We start from the raw sequence: 17409 nt of genomic DNA, 5'->3' as shown, positions 1-17409 counted from the left end.
AGGCATGCCGCCACCGTGACGCGACTTCGGGCTTGCCGCAACGCGCGGGCGGTGATGCATGATGGCGGCCGGAGGGGCTGGCCATGACGCTCGATTCGACCGGGACGCTCGCGCTGGCCGCGGCGATCCTGCTGGCAGGACGCTTCCTCAATGCCGGTCTCGCGCCGCTGGCGCGCTACAACATCCCGCAGCCGATCTCGGGCGGGTTGGCCTTTGCGTTGCTGGCCGCGGCGCTGCATGCCTGGTCGGGGCTGGTGGTGGAGACCTCGGCCTCGCTGCGCCCGCCCCTGCTCCTGGCCTTCTTCGCCAGCGTGGGCCTCTCGGCGGATCTCGGCCGGCTGCGCAAGGGCGGGCCGAAGCTGGTGCTGTTCCTGGCCTGCGTCGTACCCTTCCTGATGCTGCAGAACGCGGTCGGCACCACGGCGGCGATCCTGCTGGACCAGCATCCGCTGGTCGGGCTGCTGGGCGGTTCCGTGACGCTGATCGGCGGGCATGGCACCGGCGCCGCCTATGCGCGCATCTTCGAGGAGACGCACAGCCTCGCCGGCGTGATGGGCCTTGCGATGGCAGCCGCGACGATAGGGCTCGTGCTGGGGGGCGTTGTTGGCGGGCCGGTCGCGCAATACCTCCTGCGGGGCCGCGCGGCGGCAAGCCCGGGCTCCTCCTCGGTGACCATGGAGAAGGCCGAACCCGCGACCACCGAGGGCGCCATCCTCACCACCTGCATGGTGCTGTTCTGCCTGTTGCTCGGTGGCTGGCTCGCCACCCTGACACAGGGGCTGCCGGTCGCGCTGCCGGACTTCCTGTGGTGCCTCTTCGCCGGCGTGCTCGTGCGCAATGCGGTTGCGCCCGCGCTGCGACTGCCGCTGTCCGACGCCTCGATCGACCTTGTCGGCAGTACCGCCCTGGCGCTGTTCCTCGCCATGACCATGGCGACGATCCGGCTGTGGGAACTGGCGGCGCTGGCCGGGCCCCTGATGGCGATCGTCGCTGCCCAGGCGCTCTTTGCGATGCTCTACGCGGTCGTCGTCGTCTACCGCGTGATGGGGCGGGATTACGAGGCGGCGGTGGCGACGGCAGGCTTCCTTGGCTTCTCGATGGGCGCGACGGCGACGGCCATCGCCAACATGCAGGCGGTCTCGAACCGCTACGGCCCGGCGCCTGTCGCCTTCCTGGTCGTGCCGCTGACCGGCGCCTTCTTCATCGACCTCGCCAATGCCCTCGTGCTCACCGGCGCCATCTCGCTGCCGGTCTTCGGGGAGTGAGCGCCATGCTGCGGTTGCTGCTGCTTCTGCTTTCCCTGCTTGCCAGCGCCCCTGCCCAGGCGCTGCCCGACACGGGCGCGTTGCGCGGCATGGTCGAGGCGCGCCTGGCGGAGGCCGCCGGACCGGCGCTGCTCGAGGTCGTGGCCTTCCGCCGCATGGGCCAGGCGCCGGATCCGGCGGGCGGGGCGCGCATCGCCTATTTCGCGGCCCAGCTGCGCCTCACGCGCGATCACCAGTTCGGTGCCTGGGATGGGCGCAATCTTCAGGCCCTGGCCGCCGCGCTCGGTGCCGGGCCACGCGCCATCACTGGGGCGAGCCGGGAGGGCAATCGGGCGGGCGATGTCCTGCGCGTCAACGGCGCGCTGCGGCTGCGCGAGGAGGCCGGGCGATGGGTCGCTCTCGCCGCCGCGCCGGAGGAGACACCGGTGACCGCCTTCCAGGGCCAGGCCGGACGCGCGCAGCAATTGCTCGGTGCCATCGCCACCGCGCTCAGCGCCGGCGAGCAGGCGGCAGGCGGGCGGATGACACCGGTGATCGAGCAGGAACTCGCCCATGCCTGGCGCAACATCGAGGCCCGCCAGGCGCGGCTGCGCCAGGGCCTGCCCTTGGCCGGCGGTGCTTCCGGGTCGGAGTATGCCCGCCTTGCCGAGGCCGCCGCTCGGCTGCCACCGGGGGCAGGGCTGGGCCAGATCCTGGCCCTGCCTTCGGCGGGCAGCGTCGATAATCTGCGCCTGATTGCCGAAGGAACGGCCCTGGTCGCCATTGCGCAGGCCGATGTCGCCATGTTGGCGCTGCGCGGCGGGGCAGCGGAATGGGGCGTGCCGTCATTGCCGGGGTTGCGCGCCTTGGCCGGGCTCTACCCCGAGGCGGTCCATGTCGTGGTCCCTGCGGCCTCGGCACTGCGCGACATGGACGGTCTGCGGGGCCGACCTGTTGGAGTCGGCGCCATCGGGTCAGGCGCCCGGGTGACCGCGGAGGAGGTGTTGCTGGCGCATGGCTTGGACGCCGCGGCAGCGCCGCGCGTTCCGCTCGCGCCGCAGGAGGTGGCGGAGGCTTTGGCGAGCGGGCGCGTCGCCGCAGCGATAACCGTGAGCCTTGTTCCCGCGCAGGCCACGCTGCGGCTGGCCGATGCCATGCCCCTACGTTTTCTGCCGCTGAGCGACGCTGCGGTGGCAGCGCTGACCCGTGGCGTAGGGCCGTTGATGCCCTTCGCCATTCCGGCTGGCACCTATCCTGGCCAGGCATCCGTTGTGCCGAGCGTGGCGACGCAGGCGGCGCTGGTCGCGGGTGAGGGGCCCACACCGGCAGAGATCGCCACCCTGCTGACCAAGCTCTTCGACGCGCCGGGCCTTGCGGCCAATGGCGGGCCTGCCGCGCTGATGATCCGGCGCGAGACGGCCCGCGGCCCGCTACCGCTGCCCTTTCACCCGGCTGCGCGTCAGTTCCTTGGCCTGGGGCCCTCATAGAGCCCCGTTTGACGTGCCGGGCTGATCCTATCGGGCTCTTGCGTTACGACCATTGGAAGCACAGCAAAAAGCCCGGTTTCATCTCGCCGTGCGATCAGACCAGACCGTGAGGGCGGGCTGGCCGGGCAGACATGAAAAAACCGCACCCCCGGTCGAACCGCCATTGCATGCGGTACGACCGGGGGGGCGGCTTTCACAGAGCCTTGCAGCCTGTTGCAACCCTGGCGGACGCCCCCCGAAGAGGGCCGCCCGCCAAGTGGGGCTGCTTAGCCGCGGGCCCGCGGAACAGGGGCCGGGGCCGGGGCCGGCGGCGGCGGGGCGGCCTGGACCGGGGCCGGGGGCGGCGCGTCCTGAGCGCAGGCGGCGAGCATCGCCGCGGGCGCCAGGGCGGCAACCATGGCAGCCTTGCGGATCAGCGCGTGGCGGGTCATTACCTTGGTCTCGGTGGTCATTGGGCAGGGTCCTTTCGCTTCGACTCGTGGCCGCAGACCAATTCAATGGCATTTTTTCCCGCTTTGTCAAACTGTTGGTTGCATGACCTGCAAGGAAACTGAAGCGCAGCGCGCGCGCGAGGCCGGGGACCGCCCCGATTCGCCCTGCCACCCCTCTTCCGCTTGCGCTCCGGCGCGGCTTTCCCGGCGCGCGGCCCTGGGGCGGGGGGTGCTCGGCCTCGGTTTGGCATGGTCGTTGGCCGCCTGCGCGGTGCCGGAAGAAGAGGCCCTGCAGACCGGCGGTCTGGAGCCCGAACCCGAACAGGTCCGGGGCAGCCAGGATGATCTCGCGCGGCTGCGCGAAGGCGGCGACCCCATCGTGGCGGGGGAGACGCTGGACGGCACGCTGCTGCGCCGCTTCTACCACCGCCGCGGCTACGTTCCGGTATGGTCGCATCGCCCCGCCGCGGCCGAAGCCATGGCCGAGGCCGTGCTGCACGCCTCCAGCCATGGCCTTGACCCCGAGATGTTCCATGGCTCGCTGGTGCAGCGGATCGGCATGTTTCCGCCGCTTCGGCAGGAATTGCTGCTCTCCCATGCCGCGCTGACCTATGCCGAGGCCCTGGCCTTCGGCGCTGTTCCCCTTGCCCGGCGCATGGCGAACGAGACCCTGGCCGCCGAGCCGGTGGATGTCACGGCTGTGCTCGATGCAGGGCTCGAGGCTGGCGATCCGGTGGCGGCGATCGAGGCGCTTGCGCCGCGCACGGCGACCTACCGGGCGCTACGTGAAGCCCTGCAGGGCCATCGCCGCGGTGACCCGGGCGAAATCCTGCCGCCGGACCGGCTGCGCCGGATCGAGGCGAATCTCGAGCGGCAGCGCTGGCTGCCACGCAATCTGCCGGCGGACCGGGTCTGGGTGAATGTCGCCGACCAGCGCCTGGTGCTCTACCGGGACCATCGCCCCGTCTTCACCACCCGCGTCGTGGTGGGCGACGAGATGGAGCGCAAGCAGAGCCCGGAATTCCGCACCCTCATCGAGGGGGCCTTCTTCAACCCGCCCTGGATCATCCCGCGGGACATCGTGGCGGCGGATATCCTGCCTCGACTGGAGCGCGACCCCGGCTTCCTCACCCGCTACAACATCACCCTGCTGCCGAATGGCGAGGCCGAGCAGGCGCCTGGTCCGCAGGCCGGACTTGGCGTGATCATGTTCGACATGCCCAACCGCTTCGATGTCTATCTGCACGACACCCCTGACCGGGATGCCTTCGGGCGGGAGAACCGGCGCATCAGCAATGGCTGCATCCGGGTTCACAACCCCCTGGAGTTCGCCGCGCTGCTGATGGAGGAACCGATCGATTCGATCCAGGCGAAGGTTGCCGCCGGCGGGACCGTGCGCAAGCCGCTGCCCAGGCCGGTGCCGGTCTTCGTGCTTTACCACACCGCCTTCGCTTCGGCGGATGGCGAGCTTGAGACCCGCCCGGATTTCTATGGCCGCGATGCCATGATCTGGCGTCGGCTCTACAAGCGCCCGCCGGAGGCGATCGCGCCGGCTGTGGCGCGCTTGGCGCCGGTCGCAGGGCCGCCGCGGCGTGTCATCCAGCCGGCGAACGCGCCGGGGCCAACCCCACGCCGGCGTTGACCGGCGGCAGCAACCTCACCGGGCCGTCCTGCACCTCCCGCCTATCCCGCGGCCAGCATGGCTGGGCGAGGGTTCGCATGGGCGCGCCCGTCACCTGAAACAAAGAGAGGTCCAACGGGTCGCTGAACGTGACCGTTGGCATCAGAGCAGGATGTTGGACGCGCCCAGCGTGCTCACGCCGATCAGGGAGATGTCGAAATCGGCGCGGCCATTGCCGTCGACATCGCCTGAGAGAACGCCGCCGCTGAAGCGCAACTGGCCTGCCTGGCCGCTGAAGAGGCCAGTGCCGATCCAGGTGAAGGCCTGATTGCCGGCGAGGGTGCTGTCTGCGTCCATCGGGCGCATATCGATCTGGTCGCCCTCGAGCGCGTTGAAATCCGCCAGGATATCGCCCACGGCGTGGTCCACCCGGTCGTAGAGAAAACGGTCGGCCCCGAGCCCGCCCTCGAGACTGTCGGTGCCGAGGCCGCCGCGCAACGTGTCGGCGCCAGTGCCACCCTGCAGCGTGTCGTTGCCCTCATTGCCCAGGACCACGTCGTGCCCGTCGCCGCCTTGCAGCAGGTTGGCGCCAGCATTTCCTTCGATCCGGTTGTCCAGCGCATTGCCCGTGCCGCTGAACCCGCCGCTGCCGACAAGGGCAAGGCGCTCGATCTCGGCCGCCAGCGTCCAGCTGCGGCTCGCGATGACCTCGTCATAGCCGCCTGCGGCCAATTCCAGGGTGATGTCCCCGGCATGATCGACGATGTAGGTATCGTTGTCGGCACCGCCCACCATGCTGTCCGCGCCGCCGCCGCCGTTCAGCGTGTCGGCGCCGGCACCACCCAGAAGCGTGTCGTTGCCGCCGCCCCCGATCAGCGTGTCGTTGCCCTGCGCGCCGTCAAGCAGGTTCGCGCCGGCATTGCCTTCCATGCGGTTGCCCAGCGCATTGCCCGTGCCCCGCAGATCGTCGTTGCCCTTGAGGACGAGGTGCTCGATCTCTGCCCCAAGGGTCCAGTCAACCGTGGCGATGACCCGGTCGACGCCGCCGCCGGGCAGTTCCAGGATGATGTCAGTCAGGTCGTCGATGGTGTAGTCATCATCGCCTGCACCGCCCACGAGGCTGTCTGCGCCGCGGCCGCCGATCAGGCTGTCATTGCCCGCGCCGCCGACCAGCGTGTCGTTGCCGCCATCCCCCACAAGCCTGTCGCTGAACAACGACCCGTAAAGGAGTTCCGGCGCGCCTGTGCCCCGCGCGTTCACCTGGGTGAGCGTGATGGCCACCGCCCGCGCGCTGCTGTTCGTCGTGCCGTCATTGGCGGTGACGGTGATCCGGTAGATGTTGTCGCCATCCGCATCCCCGGGCGCATCGAGGTCGGGCGGGGCGCGGAAGGTGACCGCACCCGTGCCGCTGATGGCGAAGAGCGCTGCGTCCGCGCCGCCCAGGGTCCAGGTGAAGCTGGTGGTGCCGTCGGGGTCGTTCGCGGTGGCCTGATAGGCGATGCCACTGCCATTGCCCGCGGCGGTGGCCACGCCCAGGGAGGTGACGCGCGGCGCATCGTTCTCGGCCGTGACGTTCACCGTGATGCGCGGCGTCGCGACCGTCGTGTTGCGCCAGACCTGCAGCGTGCCATCGACGCCGCCGGCCACGAAGTCGAGGTCGCCATCACCGTCCATGTCGAAGAAGGCGGGCGCGGCGTAAGCCCCGGTCTGCACGCCGAGGAAGGGCGTGTCACTGCTGGTGATCGGGACGAAGACCGGCGCTTCGACGGTGCCGGTGTTGCGCCAGGCGCCAAGGCCGCCATCATAGGGACCGGCGATCAGATCAAGGTCGCCATCACCGTCGAGATCCACGAAGCTCGGCGTCGTCCGGCCGCTTGGGCCATAGGCGAGAGCCTCGAAGGGATTCATGCCACTCGGGATCGCGGTGAAGAGCGGTGCGCCGGAGAGGAAGCCCTCATTGCGTGCGGCCAGGATCTCGCCGGTGCCGATGCCCACGACCAGATCGAGATCGCCGTCGCCATCGAGGTCGAAGAAGGCCGGGGACGCATCGGAGCCGGCATCGAGCAGGTCGAGCGAAGAGCCGGAGCCCGAACCCGTCGTGAAGGCCGGCGTATCGCTGGCGCCGACCCGGAAGAAGGTGCGGAATGTGCCGGCCGAATTGCCGATGAACAGGTCGAGCGCGCCGTCCTCGTTCAGATCCACGAAGACCGGCCTGCTCTCGGCGCCGACATCGATCCCCTCGAAGGGATCGTCGCTGCCGGTCATCGCCGTGAAGGCCGCGACGCCCCCGCTGCCGACGTTGCGCCATGCCTGCAGTGTGCCCGCGCTGTTGCCGATGACGAGGTCGAGGTCGCCATCGCCATCCAGATCCACGAAGCTCGGCGCGGCGCCCGAGCCGACATCGATGCCGGCGAAGGGATTGGCGCTGCCCATCACCGCGGTGAGCTGGCCGATGCCCCGCACCGTGATCGTGCTGCCCGCGCCATCCACCACCTCGATGGTGAGGTCGCGCGTGTCCGTCGGCGAATCCGAGGTATTCTGGTAGGCAAGGCGCTCGATCAGCGCCTCCACCGCCTCGGTGCTCGCCTCCGGGTTGAAGTTGACGATCAGGTCGGCGCCCTCGCCGCCGCTGAAGAAGCCGAAGGTCACGCCCCCGTAGCGCACGGCGTTGCCGTCGATGTCGATCTGCCCCGCACCGCTGCCCTGCGGCAGGATCGAGACGAAATCCTCCGCCAGCATGCCGCTGACCACGAGGCTGCCGCCGTTCAGGTCGGTCTCGGCGGTGAAGGTGACGCTGGCATCGAGCAGTTGCGGTGCCGCGTTCGCGGCATTCTCGGTGAAGGTGGCGCTGCTGCGCAGGCCGCTCAGCCGCGGGCCCTCGATCCTGTTGCCGACATCGATCGAGACGGCAAGGTCGTCGGTCAACACGCCGTCGCTGCCGGTGACGATGATCTCGTAGAGATTGTCGCCGTTGGCGTCACCGGGCGCCTCATGATCGGGGGCGACCTTGAAGCTGACCGCGCCGGTGATGCTGTCGATGTCAAACAGCGCCGCATCGGTGCCGGAGAGCGTCCAGCGGAAAGTCGTCGCGTCCTCCACCCCGTCTGCGAGGGCACGATAGGCGATGCCGCCAACGGCCTCGATCACGAAGCTGGTGTCGGAGGAGGCGATCTCGATGAAATCGTTCTGCCGGTTGATGTTGATGATGATGTCGCGCAGATTGGGGAAGACGTAGAGCCGGCCATCGCCATTGCCCAGCACGAGGTCGAGGTCGCCATCGCCGTCCATGTCCAGGAAGGCGGGCGTAAGGTCGTCGATCGGGTAATCCGTGAGATACGCATCCGGGTTGCCGCTGCTGTCGGTGCCGTAGGGCGTGTAGCGCGGCGCGGAGGCGGTGCCGGTATTCATCCACAGCAGCAGATCGCCATAGGCCGAGCCCGACATCAGATCGAGGTCGCCATCCCCGTCCACATCCACGAAGACCGGCGCTGCGGCATAGGTGTTGGGCTGGAAAACATTGGCGAAGGGGTCCGCGGTCCCGGTCAACTCGGTGAACGCCGCGACGCCGCCGCTGCCGGTATTCAGCCAGGGGTTGAAGAAGCCGCAATCGCAGCCGACCACCAGGTCGAGGTCGCCATCGCCATCCAGATCGACGAAGGCGGGCCTGCTGAGATAGCCGATGTCGATCCCCTCGAAGGGGTTCTCGGTGCCGAGCAGCTCGACATAGACCGGGAAGCTGGTGTCGCCCTCATTGCGCCAGGCGCGCAGCATGCCGTCGGCATTGCCCGAGACGAGGTCGAGGTCGCCATCGCCATCCAGATCGATGAAGGCGGGCGCACTCAGCGCGCCCGCATTGATGCCGTCGAAGGGGCTGGATGTGCCGGTGAGTTGCTCGAAGACCGGGGCGCCATCGCTGCCCGTGTTCAGGAAGGCGATGAAGTCGCCGCTTTCCCCGCCCACCACGAGGTCCAGATCGCCATCGCCATCGAGGTCCACGAAGGCGGGCGCGCTGTAGGTCCCGACATCGATGGTCGCGACGGGGCTGGCGGTACCGGTCATCATGGTGATGTTGCCGATGCCGACCCCGCCGATGTCCTGGCCCAGGCTGTCCTGGATCACCAGCGTCAGGGCGAAGCGTGTGTCGGGCAGGTTGCTGACATTGGAGTAGCCCAGGCGCTGGATCAGCGCATCCACCGCTTCGGCTGTCGCATTGGCGTTGAAGCGGACGAGGAAATCGACGCCCTCGCCGCCTTCCCAATCGCCGAAGATCACGCCCTCGTAGCTCACCTGCGTGGCGGAGACGTTGATCTCGCCCACGTTATCGCCCTGCGCGAGGATCGCGATCCGATCCTGCGCGACGAGGCCGAACACGCCCAGGCGCCCGCCCGCCATCGACTCGCCCGAGGTGAAGACAACATCGGAATCGAGCAGCACATAGCTGGCGTTGAGGACATTCTCATCGAATGTCACGGCCGCGTTGAAGCCGGTGAGGGAAGGCCGGCCGGTCACGTTCGTCACCGTGATGGCGACGGCGCTCTCGACGGTGTCGGCGCCGTCATCGGCGATGACGGTGATGTCGTAGACGTTGTTGCCGCCGTCATCATCCGGCAGTTCGAAATCCGGGCTGGCGAGGAAGCTGACCGCGCCGGTGAGGCTGTCGATCTCGAACAGCGCCGCATCCACGCCGCCGAGCGACCAGGTGATGGCCTGCCCTTCGGGATCCGTGGCCGTGGCCTGATAGGCGATGCCGGTGGCGTTCTCGGCGAAGTTGGCCGTGCCGGCGGAGGTGATGACCGGCGCGTCGTTCTCGGCATTGACGGTGACGGTGACTGTTTTCAGCGGCGCGCTCGCGTTGAACCAGACCCCGAACGTGCCGTCATTCTTGCCCACGACCAGGTCGAGCCCCCCGTCGCCGTTCAGATCCTTGAAGGCGGGCCTGAACGGCCCGAATGGGCTCACCAGCGCGAAGGGGTTGTCCGTGCCCGTCAGTGCGACAAGGTTCGAGATGCCGGTTGTGCCGTCATTCCGCCATGCCAGCATCTGTCCGTAGAAATTGCCTGAGGCCAGATCGAGGTCGCCATCCCCGTCAAGATCGACGAAGGCCGGGGTGCTGCGATAGCTCGCGCTGAGACCGTCAAAGGGGTTTTCGCTTCCCGTGACCGCGCTGAAGCTGGCGGTGGCGCCGGTGGCCACGTTGCGCCAGGCCAGGAAGCCTCCCGTATTGTCGCCCACGACGAGGTCAAGGTCGCCATCACCATCGAAATCCACGAAGGCTGGCGCGCTGCTGAGGAGAACCTGGATGCCGGACACCGGGCTGGCGACACCGACCAATGGGTCGAAGGCTGCAGTGGCGCCCGTGCCGATGTTGCGCCACGCCGCAAGCTGCCCGTTGAGGTTGCCAGCGACGAGGTCCAGGTCGCCGTCGCTGTCGAGATCCACGAAGGCCGGGTTACTGAAATTCGTGCCGGTGAGCGTGCTGAAGGGGCTCTCGGTGCCACTGACCGCCACGAAGGTCGGCGCTGCCTCGCTCCCCGTATTGCGCCAAGCGACGAAGCCGCCGGTGCTGAGCCCCGAGACGAGGTCGCGATCGCCATCGCCATCGAAATCGAAGAAGGCTGGCGTGCTGAACCCGCCATTGCTCAGCCCATCCAGCGGGTTCGCCGTGCTGCTCGGCACGGTGAGACCAGAGATTCCCGCGTCCAATCCCCGGCCCGCCCCGTCAATGACGTTGAGACCAAGGCTCCGGCTCGCGGTCGGCGTGTCGGACGTGTTCTGGTAGGCAAGGCGCTGGATCAGCGCGTCCACCGCAGCGCCATCGGCATTGGCGTTGAAGGTGACGGTGAAGTCCCCGCCCACGCCGCCGGTGAAGCTGCCGATGGTCACGCCGCCATAGAGCACGTCGCTGCCCGACACCCCGATCTGCCCGGCGCCGCTGCCCTCCGCCAGGATCGAGACCCGGTCCTCCGCCAGCAGCCCGGAGACCACCAGCCGCCCGCCATCCAGCGAATCGCCCTCGGTGAAGACGACATCGGCATCCAGCAATTGCGGGCCGGCATTCACAATGTTCTCGGCGAAGGTCACGCTGGGGCCGAAACCGGTGAGCATGGTGCGTTCCTCCATATTCGTGACCGTGATGGCAACGGCCAGCGGCGCGCTGTCGGCTGCGCCGTCGTTGGCAACAATGTTTACATTGTAGACATTATTGCCGTCCGCGTCAGCAGGCGTCTCGAAATTCGGGACGGCGCGGAAGGTGAGGGCGCCGGTGCTGTCGATGGCGAAGAGCGCCGCATCCGCTCCGCTCAGTGACCAAGTGAAGCTGGTGGTGTCCTCGGGGTCGGTCGCCGTGGCCTGATAGACGGTGCCGGTGCCATTCTCGGCGAAGTTGGCGGTGGCGGCGGAGGTGACGGTCGGCGCGTCGTTCTCGGCCGTGACGGTGACGGTGATGGTGGGTAGTGCGGTTGCCGCATTGGCCCAGGTTCGGATGGTGCCGTCTTGTCTGCCGACCGCCAGATCGAGGTCTCCATCGCCATCCAGGTCGGCAAGAGTCGGGGTGATCGAAAGGCCACCGAAACTGCCGTCAAACGGGTTGGCTGTACCAGTTACTGCGACGAAAACGGGGGCCGTGCTCGGTCCGTCATTGCGCCAAGCAGGCAGAAATCCGGTCTCCCTACCAAGTACTAGATCAAGATCGCCGTCTGCATCGAAATCCACGAAGGCGGGCACTGCATTCACATTGACATTTATGCTTGCGAAGGGATTTCCTGTCCCGGTAATGGCGGTGAATGACGGTGCGGTGGTTGTGCCGGTATTGCGCCACACACGCACTGTTCCGGAAAACAAGCCAAGAACTAAGTCCTGATCACCATCTCCGTCGATGTCAAAAAAGCTTGGCGCATTAATTACGCCGGGGCTCGAAATTGCGAAGAATGGATTTTCTGCGCCAGACAATTCAGTGAAAACAGGCGCCGTAGAAATTCCGACGTTTCGCCAAGCCCGGATTGTGGTGCTGGCATCACCCAATACAAGATCAAGGTCACCATCGCTGTCAAAGTCTAGGAAAGCGGGCTTTGTGTAAGTAGAAGCTAAAATAAAATTGAACGGATTTTCTGTGCCAGTGATGGCCGAAAACTCAGGCGCGCTGGTCGTACCGGTGTTGCGCCAAGCAAGAATTCTACCGGAGGCATTGCCAGAAACGAGATCCAGATCGCCATCTGCGTCCAGATCAATGAGCGCTGGCGCGCTGTTTGATCCAACGTCGATCCCGTCAAAGGGGTTGGCGCTGGCGGGCAATGCAGTCAGCGTGCCAATCCCAAGCCGCGGCAGTCCGTCGCCGGCCCCATCGATCACATCAATGGATAGGCTGCGCGTTGCGGTCGGCGTGCTGCTGACATTGGCATAGGCAAGGCGCTGGATCAGCGCATCGACGGCGGCACCATCCGTTGCAGCATTGAAAGTAACGGTGAAGTCCCCGCCCACGCCGCCGGTGAAGCTGCCGATGGTCACGCCACCAAAGAGCACGTTGCTGCCCGACACCCCGATCTGCCCGGCCCCGCTGCCCTCCGCCAGGATCGAGACCCGGTCCTCCGCCAGCAGCCCGGAGACCACCAGCCGCCCGCCATCCAGCGAATCGCCCTCGGTGAAGACGACAGCGGCATCCAGCAATTGCGGGCCGGCATTCACAATGTTCTCGGCGAAGGTCACGCTGGGGCCGAAACCGGTGAGCATGGTGCGTTCCTCGATATTCGTGACCGTGATGGCAACGGCCAGCGGCGCGCTGACGGCTGCGCCGTCGTTGGCAACAATGTTAACATTGTAGACATTATTGCCGCCCGTGTCAGCAGGCGTCTCGAAATTCGGGACGGCGCGGAAGGTGAGGGCGCCGGTGCCGCTGATCTCGAACAGCCCCGCATCCGGCCCGCCGAGCGACCAGGTGAAGCTGGTCGTGCCCTCGAGGTCGGTCGCCGTGGCCTGGTAGACGGTGCCGGTCGCGTTCTCGGCGAAGGTCGCCGTGCCGGCGGAGGTGATGACGGGCGCGTCGTTCTCGGCCGTGACGGTGACGGTGATGGTGGGCCGCGGCGGCGTGTTGCGCCACGCCAGCAGCCTGCCAGCGCCGTTCCCGGAGAGGAGGTCGAGGTCGCCATCGCCATCCAGGTCAAGAAAGGCGGGCTTGCTGTAGTCTCCGACGTCGAGGCCGTTGAAGGGATTCGCAGCACCGGTCAGCGCCTCGAACACCGCGGCCGCGCCCGTGCCCGTGTTGCGCCACGCATACAGCCTGCCGTAGCGCTCGCCCGCGACGAGGTCGAGATCGCCATCGCCGTCCAGATCCACGAAGGCTGACGCGCTGACGCGCCCCACATCGATCCCGTCAAGGGGATTGTCGCTGCCGCTCAGCGCGGTGAAGATCGGCCCTGTGGCGTTCCCCGTGTTGCGCCAGACCCGCAGCGTCCCGTCATCGGCGCCCAGCACCAGATCGCGAAGGCCATCGCCGTCCAGATCGACGAAGCTCGGTGCGCTGTTGAACGACACATCGATCCCGGCGAAGGGATTGTCGCTGCCGCTGAGGGTGACAAAGCCAGTCCCCGCGTTGCGCCAAGCCTGCAGCGTGCCGTTGCTCTCGCCCGAGACGAGATCGAGGTCGCCGTCGCCGTCCAGATCGACGAAGGCGGGCGTGCTCCGGTATCCCACATCGAAGCCGTTGAAGGGATTGTCGGTGCCGGTAAGCGCAGTGAGGACCGGTGCCGCCGCCGTGCCGGTGTTGCGCCACGCGCGCAGCGTGCCGAACGTCTCGCCCGAGACCAGGTCGAGATCGCCGTCGCCGTCCAGATCCACCACGGCCGGCGGGCCCGGGCTGCCGATCGAAATCGGGTTGAAGGGGTTGGCACTGCCACTGAGCGCTGTCAGCGGGCCGATGCCGATGCCGGGGAGAATCTGGCCGGCGCCATCCACCACATCGAGCGTCAGGCTGCGGCTGGCGGTCGGCGTGTCGGCAATGTTCTGGTAGGCAAGGCGCTGGATCAGCGCCTCCACGGCCGCAGCATCGGCATTGCCGTTGAAGGTGACGGTGAAGTCCCCGCCCACCCCGCCCGCGAAACTGCCGATGATGACCCCGCCATGCAGCACATCGCTGCCTGAGAGGCTGATCTGCCCGGCGCCGCTGCCTTGCACGAGGATCGAGACCCGGTCTTCCGTCAGCAATCCGCCGACCATCAGGCGACCGCCGTCGAGTGCCTCGCCCGGGCTAAGGCTGACATCCGCATCCAGCAATTGCGGGGCGGCATTCACCGTGTTCTCGGCGAAGGTCACGCTGCCGGCCAGGCCGCTCAGCATGCCCTTTTCCACGACATTGCTGACCGTGATGGCGACGGCCCGTGGCGCGCTGTCGGCCGCGCCGTCACGGGCAATGACGGTGATGTCATACACATTGTCGCCGTCCGCATCGGCGGGAGTCTCGAAATCCGGTGCGGCGTTGAAGGTGACGGCGCCGGTCGCCGCATCGATGGTGAACAGGCCCGCATCGGCGCCGCCGAGCGTCCAGGTGAAGCTGGCCGCGCCATCGGGATCGGTGGCGGTGGCCTGGTAGACGATGCCCGTCCCGTTCTCGGCGAAACCGGCCGCGGCGGCGGAGGTCACCACCGGCGCGTCATTCTCGGCCGTGACCGTGACGGTGATGCTGGTCAGCGGCGGCGTGTTGCGCCACGCCAGCAGCGTGCCACCCCCCGCGCCCGAGACGAGGTCGAGATCGCCATCGCCGTCCAGATCCACGAAGGCGGGGGTGCTGTTGCTCCCCACATCGAACCCGTTGAAGGGATTGGCGGTGCCGGTGAGCGCGGTAAAGACGGGCGCCGAGGCCGTGCCCGTGTTGCGCCACGCATTCAGAATGCCGTCGAATTCCCCCGCGACGAGGTCGAGATCGCCATCGCCGTCCAGATCCACGAAGGCGGGGGTGCTGTCGCTCCCCACATTGAAGCCGTTGAAGGGATTGGCGCTGCCGGTGAGCGCGGTGAAGACCGGGGCCGAGGCCGTGCCCGTGTTGCGCCACGCCAGCAGCGTGCCATTCGACGCGCCCGAGACGACGTCGAGATCGCCATCGGCGTCCAGGTCCACGAAGGCGGGGGCGAGGTCGAACCCCGCTTCGAACCCGTGGAAGGGATTGTCGCTGCCGGTGAGCGTGGTGAAGATCGGCGCCGAGGTCGTGCCCGTGTTGCGCCACGCCCGCAGCCTGCCGACGCTCAACCCCGAGACGAGGTCGAGATCGCCATCGCCGTCCAGATCCACGAAGGCGGGGGTGCTTTTGAGCCCCACATCGATCCCGTTGAAGGGATTGTCGGTGCCGGTGAGCGCGGTGAAGACCGGCGCCGAGGCCGGGCCCGTGTTGCGCCACGCGTTCAGGATGCCGTCGTACTCCCCCGAGACGAGGTCGAGATCGCCATCGCCGTCCAGATCCACGAAGGCGGGTGTGCTGTTGCTCCCCACATCGAAGCCGTTGAAGGGATTGGCGCCGCCACTGAGCGCCGTCAGCGAGCCGATCTGCCGATCACCCAGCCCCAGCCCCGCGCCATCCACCACGTCGATGACCAGGCTGCGCGTGGCCGTGGGCGCGTCGCTGACATTCTGGTAGGCCAGCCGCTGGATCAGCGCATCCACCGCTGTGAGCGTGGCGTTGCCATTGAAGGTCACGGTGAAGCTGCCGCCCTCGCCGCCCGTCGCGGAGCCGATGGCGAGCCCGCCATAGCTGACCGTGCTGCCCGCGACGCCAATCTCAGCCGTGCCATCGCCCTGGCCGAGGATCGAGATCCGATCTTCCGCCAGCAATCCCGACACCACCAGGCGCCCACCATTCAGGCTCGTGTCGCTGCCGAACGTCACTTCCGCATCCAGCAACTGAGGGGCGGCATTCGCGGTGTTCTCTAGCAGGGTAAGGCTCGGGCCGAAGCCCGTCAGGCGCGGCGCCTCGAACAGATTGGTGACGGTGATGGCAACCGCCTGGGCCGCACTGCTGAGTTGGCCATCGGAGGCGGTGACGGTGATGTCATAGACATTGTTGCCGCCGGCATCGGCGGGGACCTCGAAATCCGGCGCGCTGTTGAAGGTGACGGCGCCGGTTGCCGCGTTGATGGTGAACAGGCCGGCATCGGCGCCACCGAGCGACCAGGTGAGGCCGAGCACGCCATCGGGATCGGTGGCGGTGGCCTGATAGACGATGCCCGTCCCGTTCTCCGCGAAACCGGCCGCGGCGGCGGAGGTGACGGAGGGCGCGCCATCATTCTCGGCCGTGGCGGTGACAGTGATGCCGGGCTGTGGCGTGTTGCGCCACGCCAGCAGCCTGCCGATGTGCTCCCCCGCGACGAGGTCGAGATCGCCATCGCCGTCCAGATCCACGAAGGCGGGGGCGTTGTTGTAACCCGGATTGAGGCCATTGAAGGGATTGGCGCCGCCGGTGAGCGTGGTGAAGGCGGGTGCCGAGGCCGTGCCCGTGTTGCGCCACGCATGCAGAATGCCGTTCAGGTCGCCCGCGACGAGGTCGAGATCGCCATCGCCGTCCAGATCCACGAAGGCGGGGGTGCTGTTGCCCCCCACATCGAACCCGCTGAAGGGATTGGCGCCGCCGGTGAGCGTGGTGAAGACCGGCGCCGGGGCCGTGCCCGTGTTGCGCCACGCCAGCAGCGTGCCACCCGCCGCGCCCGAGACGAGGTCGAGATCGCCATCGCCGTCCAGATCCACGAAGGCGGGGGTGCTGCTGGTCCCCACATCGAGGTTGCCGAAGGGATTGTCGCTGCCGGTGAGCATGGTGAAGACCGGCGCCGAGGCCGTGCCCGTGTTGCGCCACGCCAGCAGCGTGCCATTCGACGCGCCCGCGACGAGGTCGAGATCGCCATCGCCGTCCAGATCCACGAAGGCGGGGGTACTGTTGCTCCCCACATCGAGGTTGTTGAAGGGATTGGCGCTGCCGTTGAGCGCGGTGAAGACGGGCGCCGAGGCCGGGCCCGTGTTGCGCCACGCCCGCAGCGTGCCATCCAGCGCGCCCGCGACGAGGTCGAGATCGCCATCGCCGTCCAGATCCACGAAGGTGGGCGTGCTGCGGTCCCCCAGATCGAACCCGTTGAAGGGATTGGCGCCGCCACTGAGCGCCGTCAGCGTGCCGATCTCCCGATCACCCAGCCCCAGCCCCGCGCCATCCACCACATCGATGACCAGGCGGCGCGTCGCGGTCGGCGCGTCGCTGACATTCTGGTAGGCCAGCCGCTGGATCAGCGCATCCACCGCCGCTTCCGTCGCGCCGGCGGCAAAGGTCACGGTGAAGTCCCCGCCCACCCCGCCACTCGCGGTGCCGATCACGGTGCCGCCGAAGCTGATCGTCCCGGCCGAGACATCAATCTGCCCGGCCCCGCTGCCCTCCGCCAGGATCGAGACCCGGTCCTCCGCCAGCAGACCGCTCACCACCAGCCGCCCGCCCGCCAGCGCGGTGGCGGCGGTGAAGGTGACATCCGCATCCAGCAGTTGCGGGCCGGCATTCACCGTGTTCTCGGCGAAGGTCACGTCCGGTTCGAGGTCGGTCAGCAGCATCGGAGGCACACTTTCCCGGCTCGGGTGGGGCAGCGCGCCGGTTTCTGGCGCGGTTCCTTCCG

At 68.0% G+C, this 17409-nt stretch carries 4 protein-coding genes; 3 read left to right on the top strand and 1 reads right to left on the bottom strand.

The annotated features are described in order from the left end of the window. Positions 1–83 precede the first annotated feature (83 nt). The 3 genes from gltS to AC2D9U_RS04055 all read left to right on the top strand — a co-directional run bounded on the left by gltS (position 84) and on the right by AC2D9U_RS04055 (position 4804). The gene (gltS, locus tag AC2D9U_RS04065) at positions 84–1265 is read left to right on the top strand and encodes a sodium/glutamate symporter (RefSeq protein ID WP_484746706.1); all 1182 of its coding nucleotides are present in this window, start codon (positions 84–86) and stop codon (positions 1263–1265) included. A 5-nt stretch (positions 1266–1270) separates the two neighbouring features. Next, positions 1271–2731 carry a TAXI family TRAP transporter solute-binding subunit gene (locus tag AC2D9U_RS04060; RefSeq protein WP_484746704.1) on the top strand — a complete coding sequence of 487 codons (1461 nt, stop codon included), beginning with the start codon at positions 1271–1273 and terminating at the stop codon, positions 2729–2731. 687 nt (positions 2732–3418) lie between these two features. Beyond that, positions 3419–4804 carry a L,D-transpeptidase scaffold domain-containing protein gene (locus tag AC2D9U_RS04055; protein WP_484746703.1) on the top strand — a complete coding sequence of 462 codons (1386 nt, stop codon included), beginning with the start codon at positions 3419–3421 and terminating at the stop codon, positions 4802–4804. Between the two features lie 141 nt (positions 4805–4945). On the opposite strand, the gene AC2D9U_RS04050 is transcribed toward AC2D9U_RS04055, so the two are convergent. Further along, entirely contained in the window at positions 4946–17347 is a 12402-nt protein-coding gene (locus AC2D9U_RS04050; protein WP_484746701.1) for a beta strand repeat-containing protein, read from the bottom strand. Positions 17348–17409: the final 62 nt, after the last annotated feature.

It is taken from the genome of Roseomonas sp. TF40 (genome assembly GCF_057219975.1).
The sequence above is the reverse complement of the archived record's forward strand: the minus strand, read 5'-3'. Positions and strand labels throughout refer to the sequence as shown.

What these genes read in the sequence shown, in the direction of transcription:
- AC2D9U_RS04050 (WP_484746701.1), bottom strand. Translation starts at nt 17,347, where the DNA reads ATGCTGCTGACCGACCTCGAACCGGACGTGACCTTCGCCGAGAACACG.
- gltS (WP_484746706.1), top strand. Translation starts at nt 84, where the DNA reads ATGACGCTCGATTCGACCGGGACGCTCGCGCTGGCCGCGGCGATCCTG.
- AC2D9U_RS04060 (WP_484746704.1), top strand. Translation starts at nt 1,271, where the DNA reads ATGCTGCGGTTGCTGCTGCTTCTGCTTTCCCTGCTTGCCAGCGCCCCT.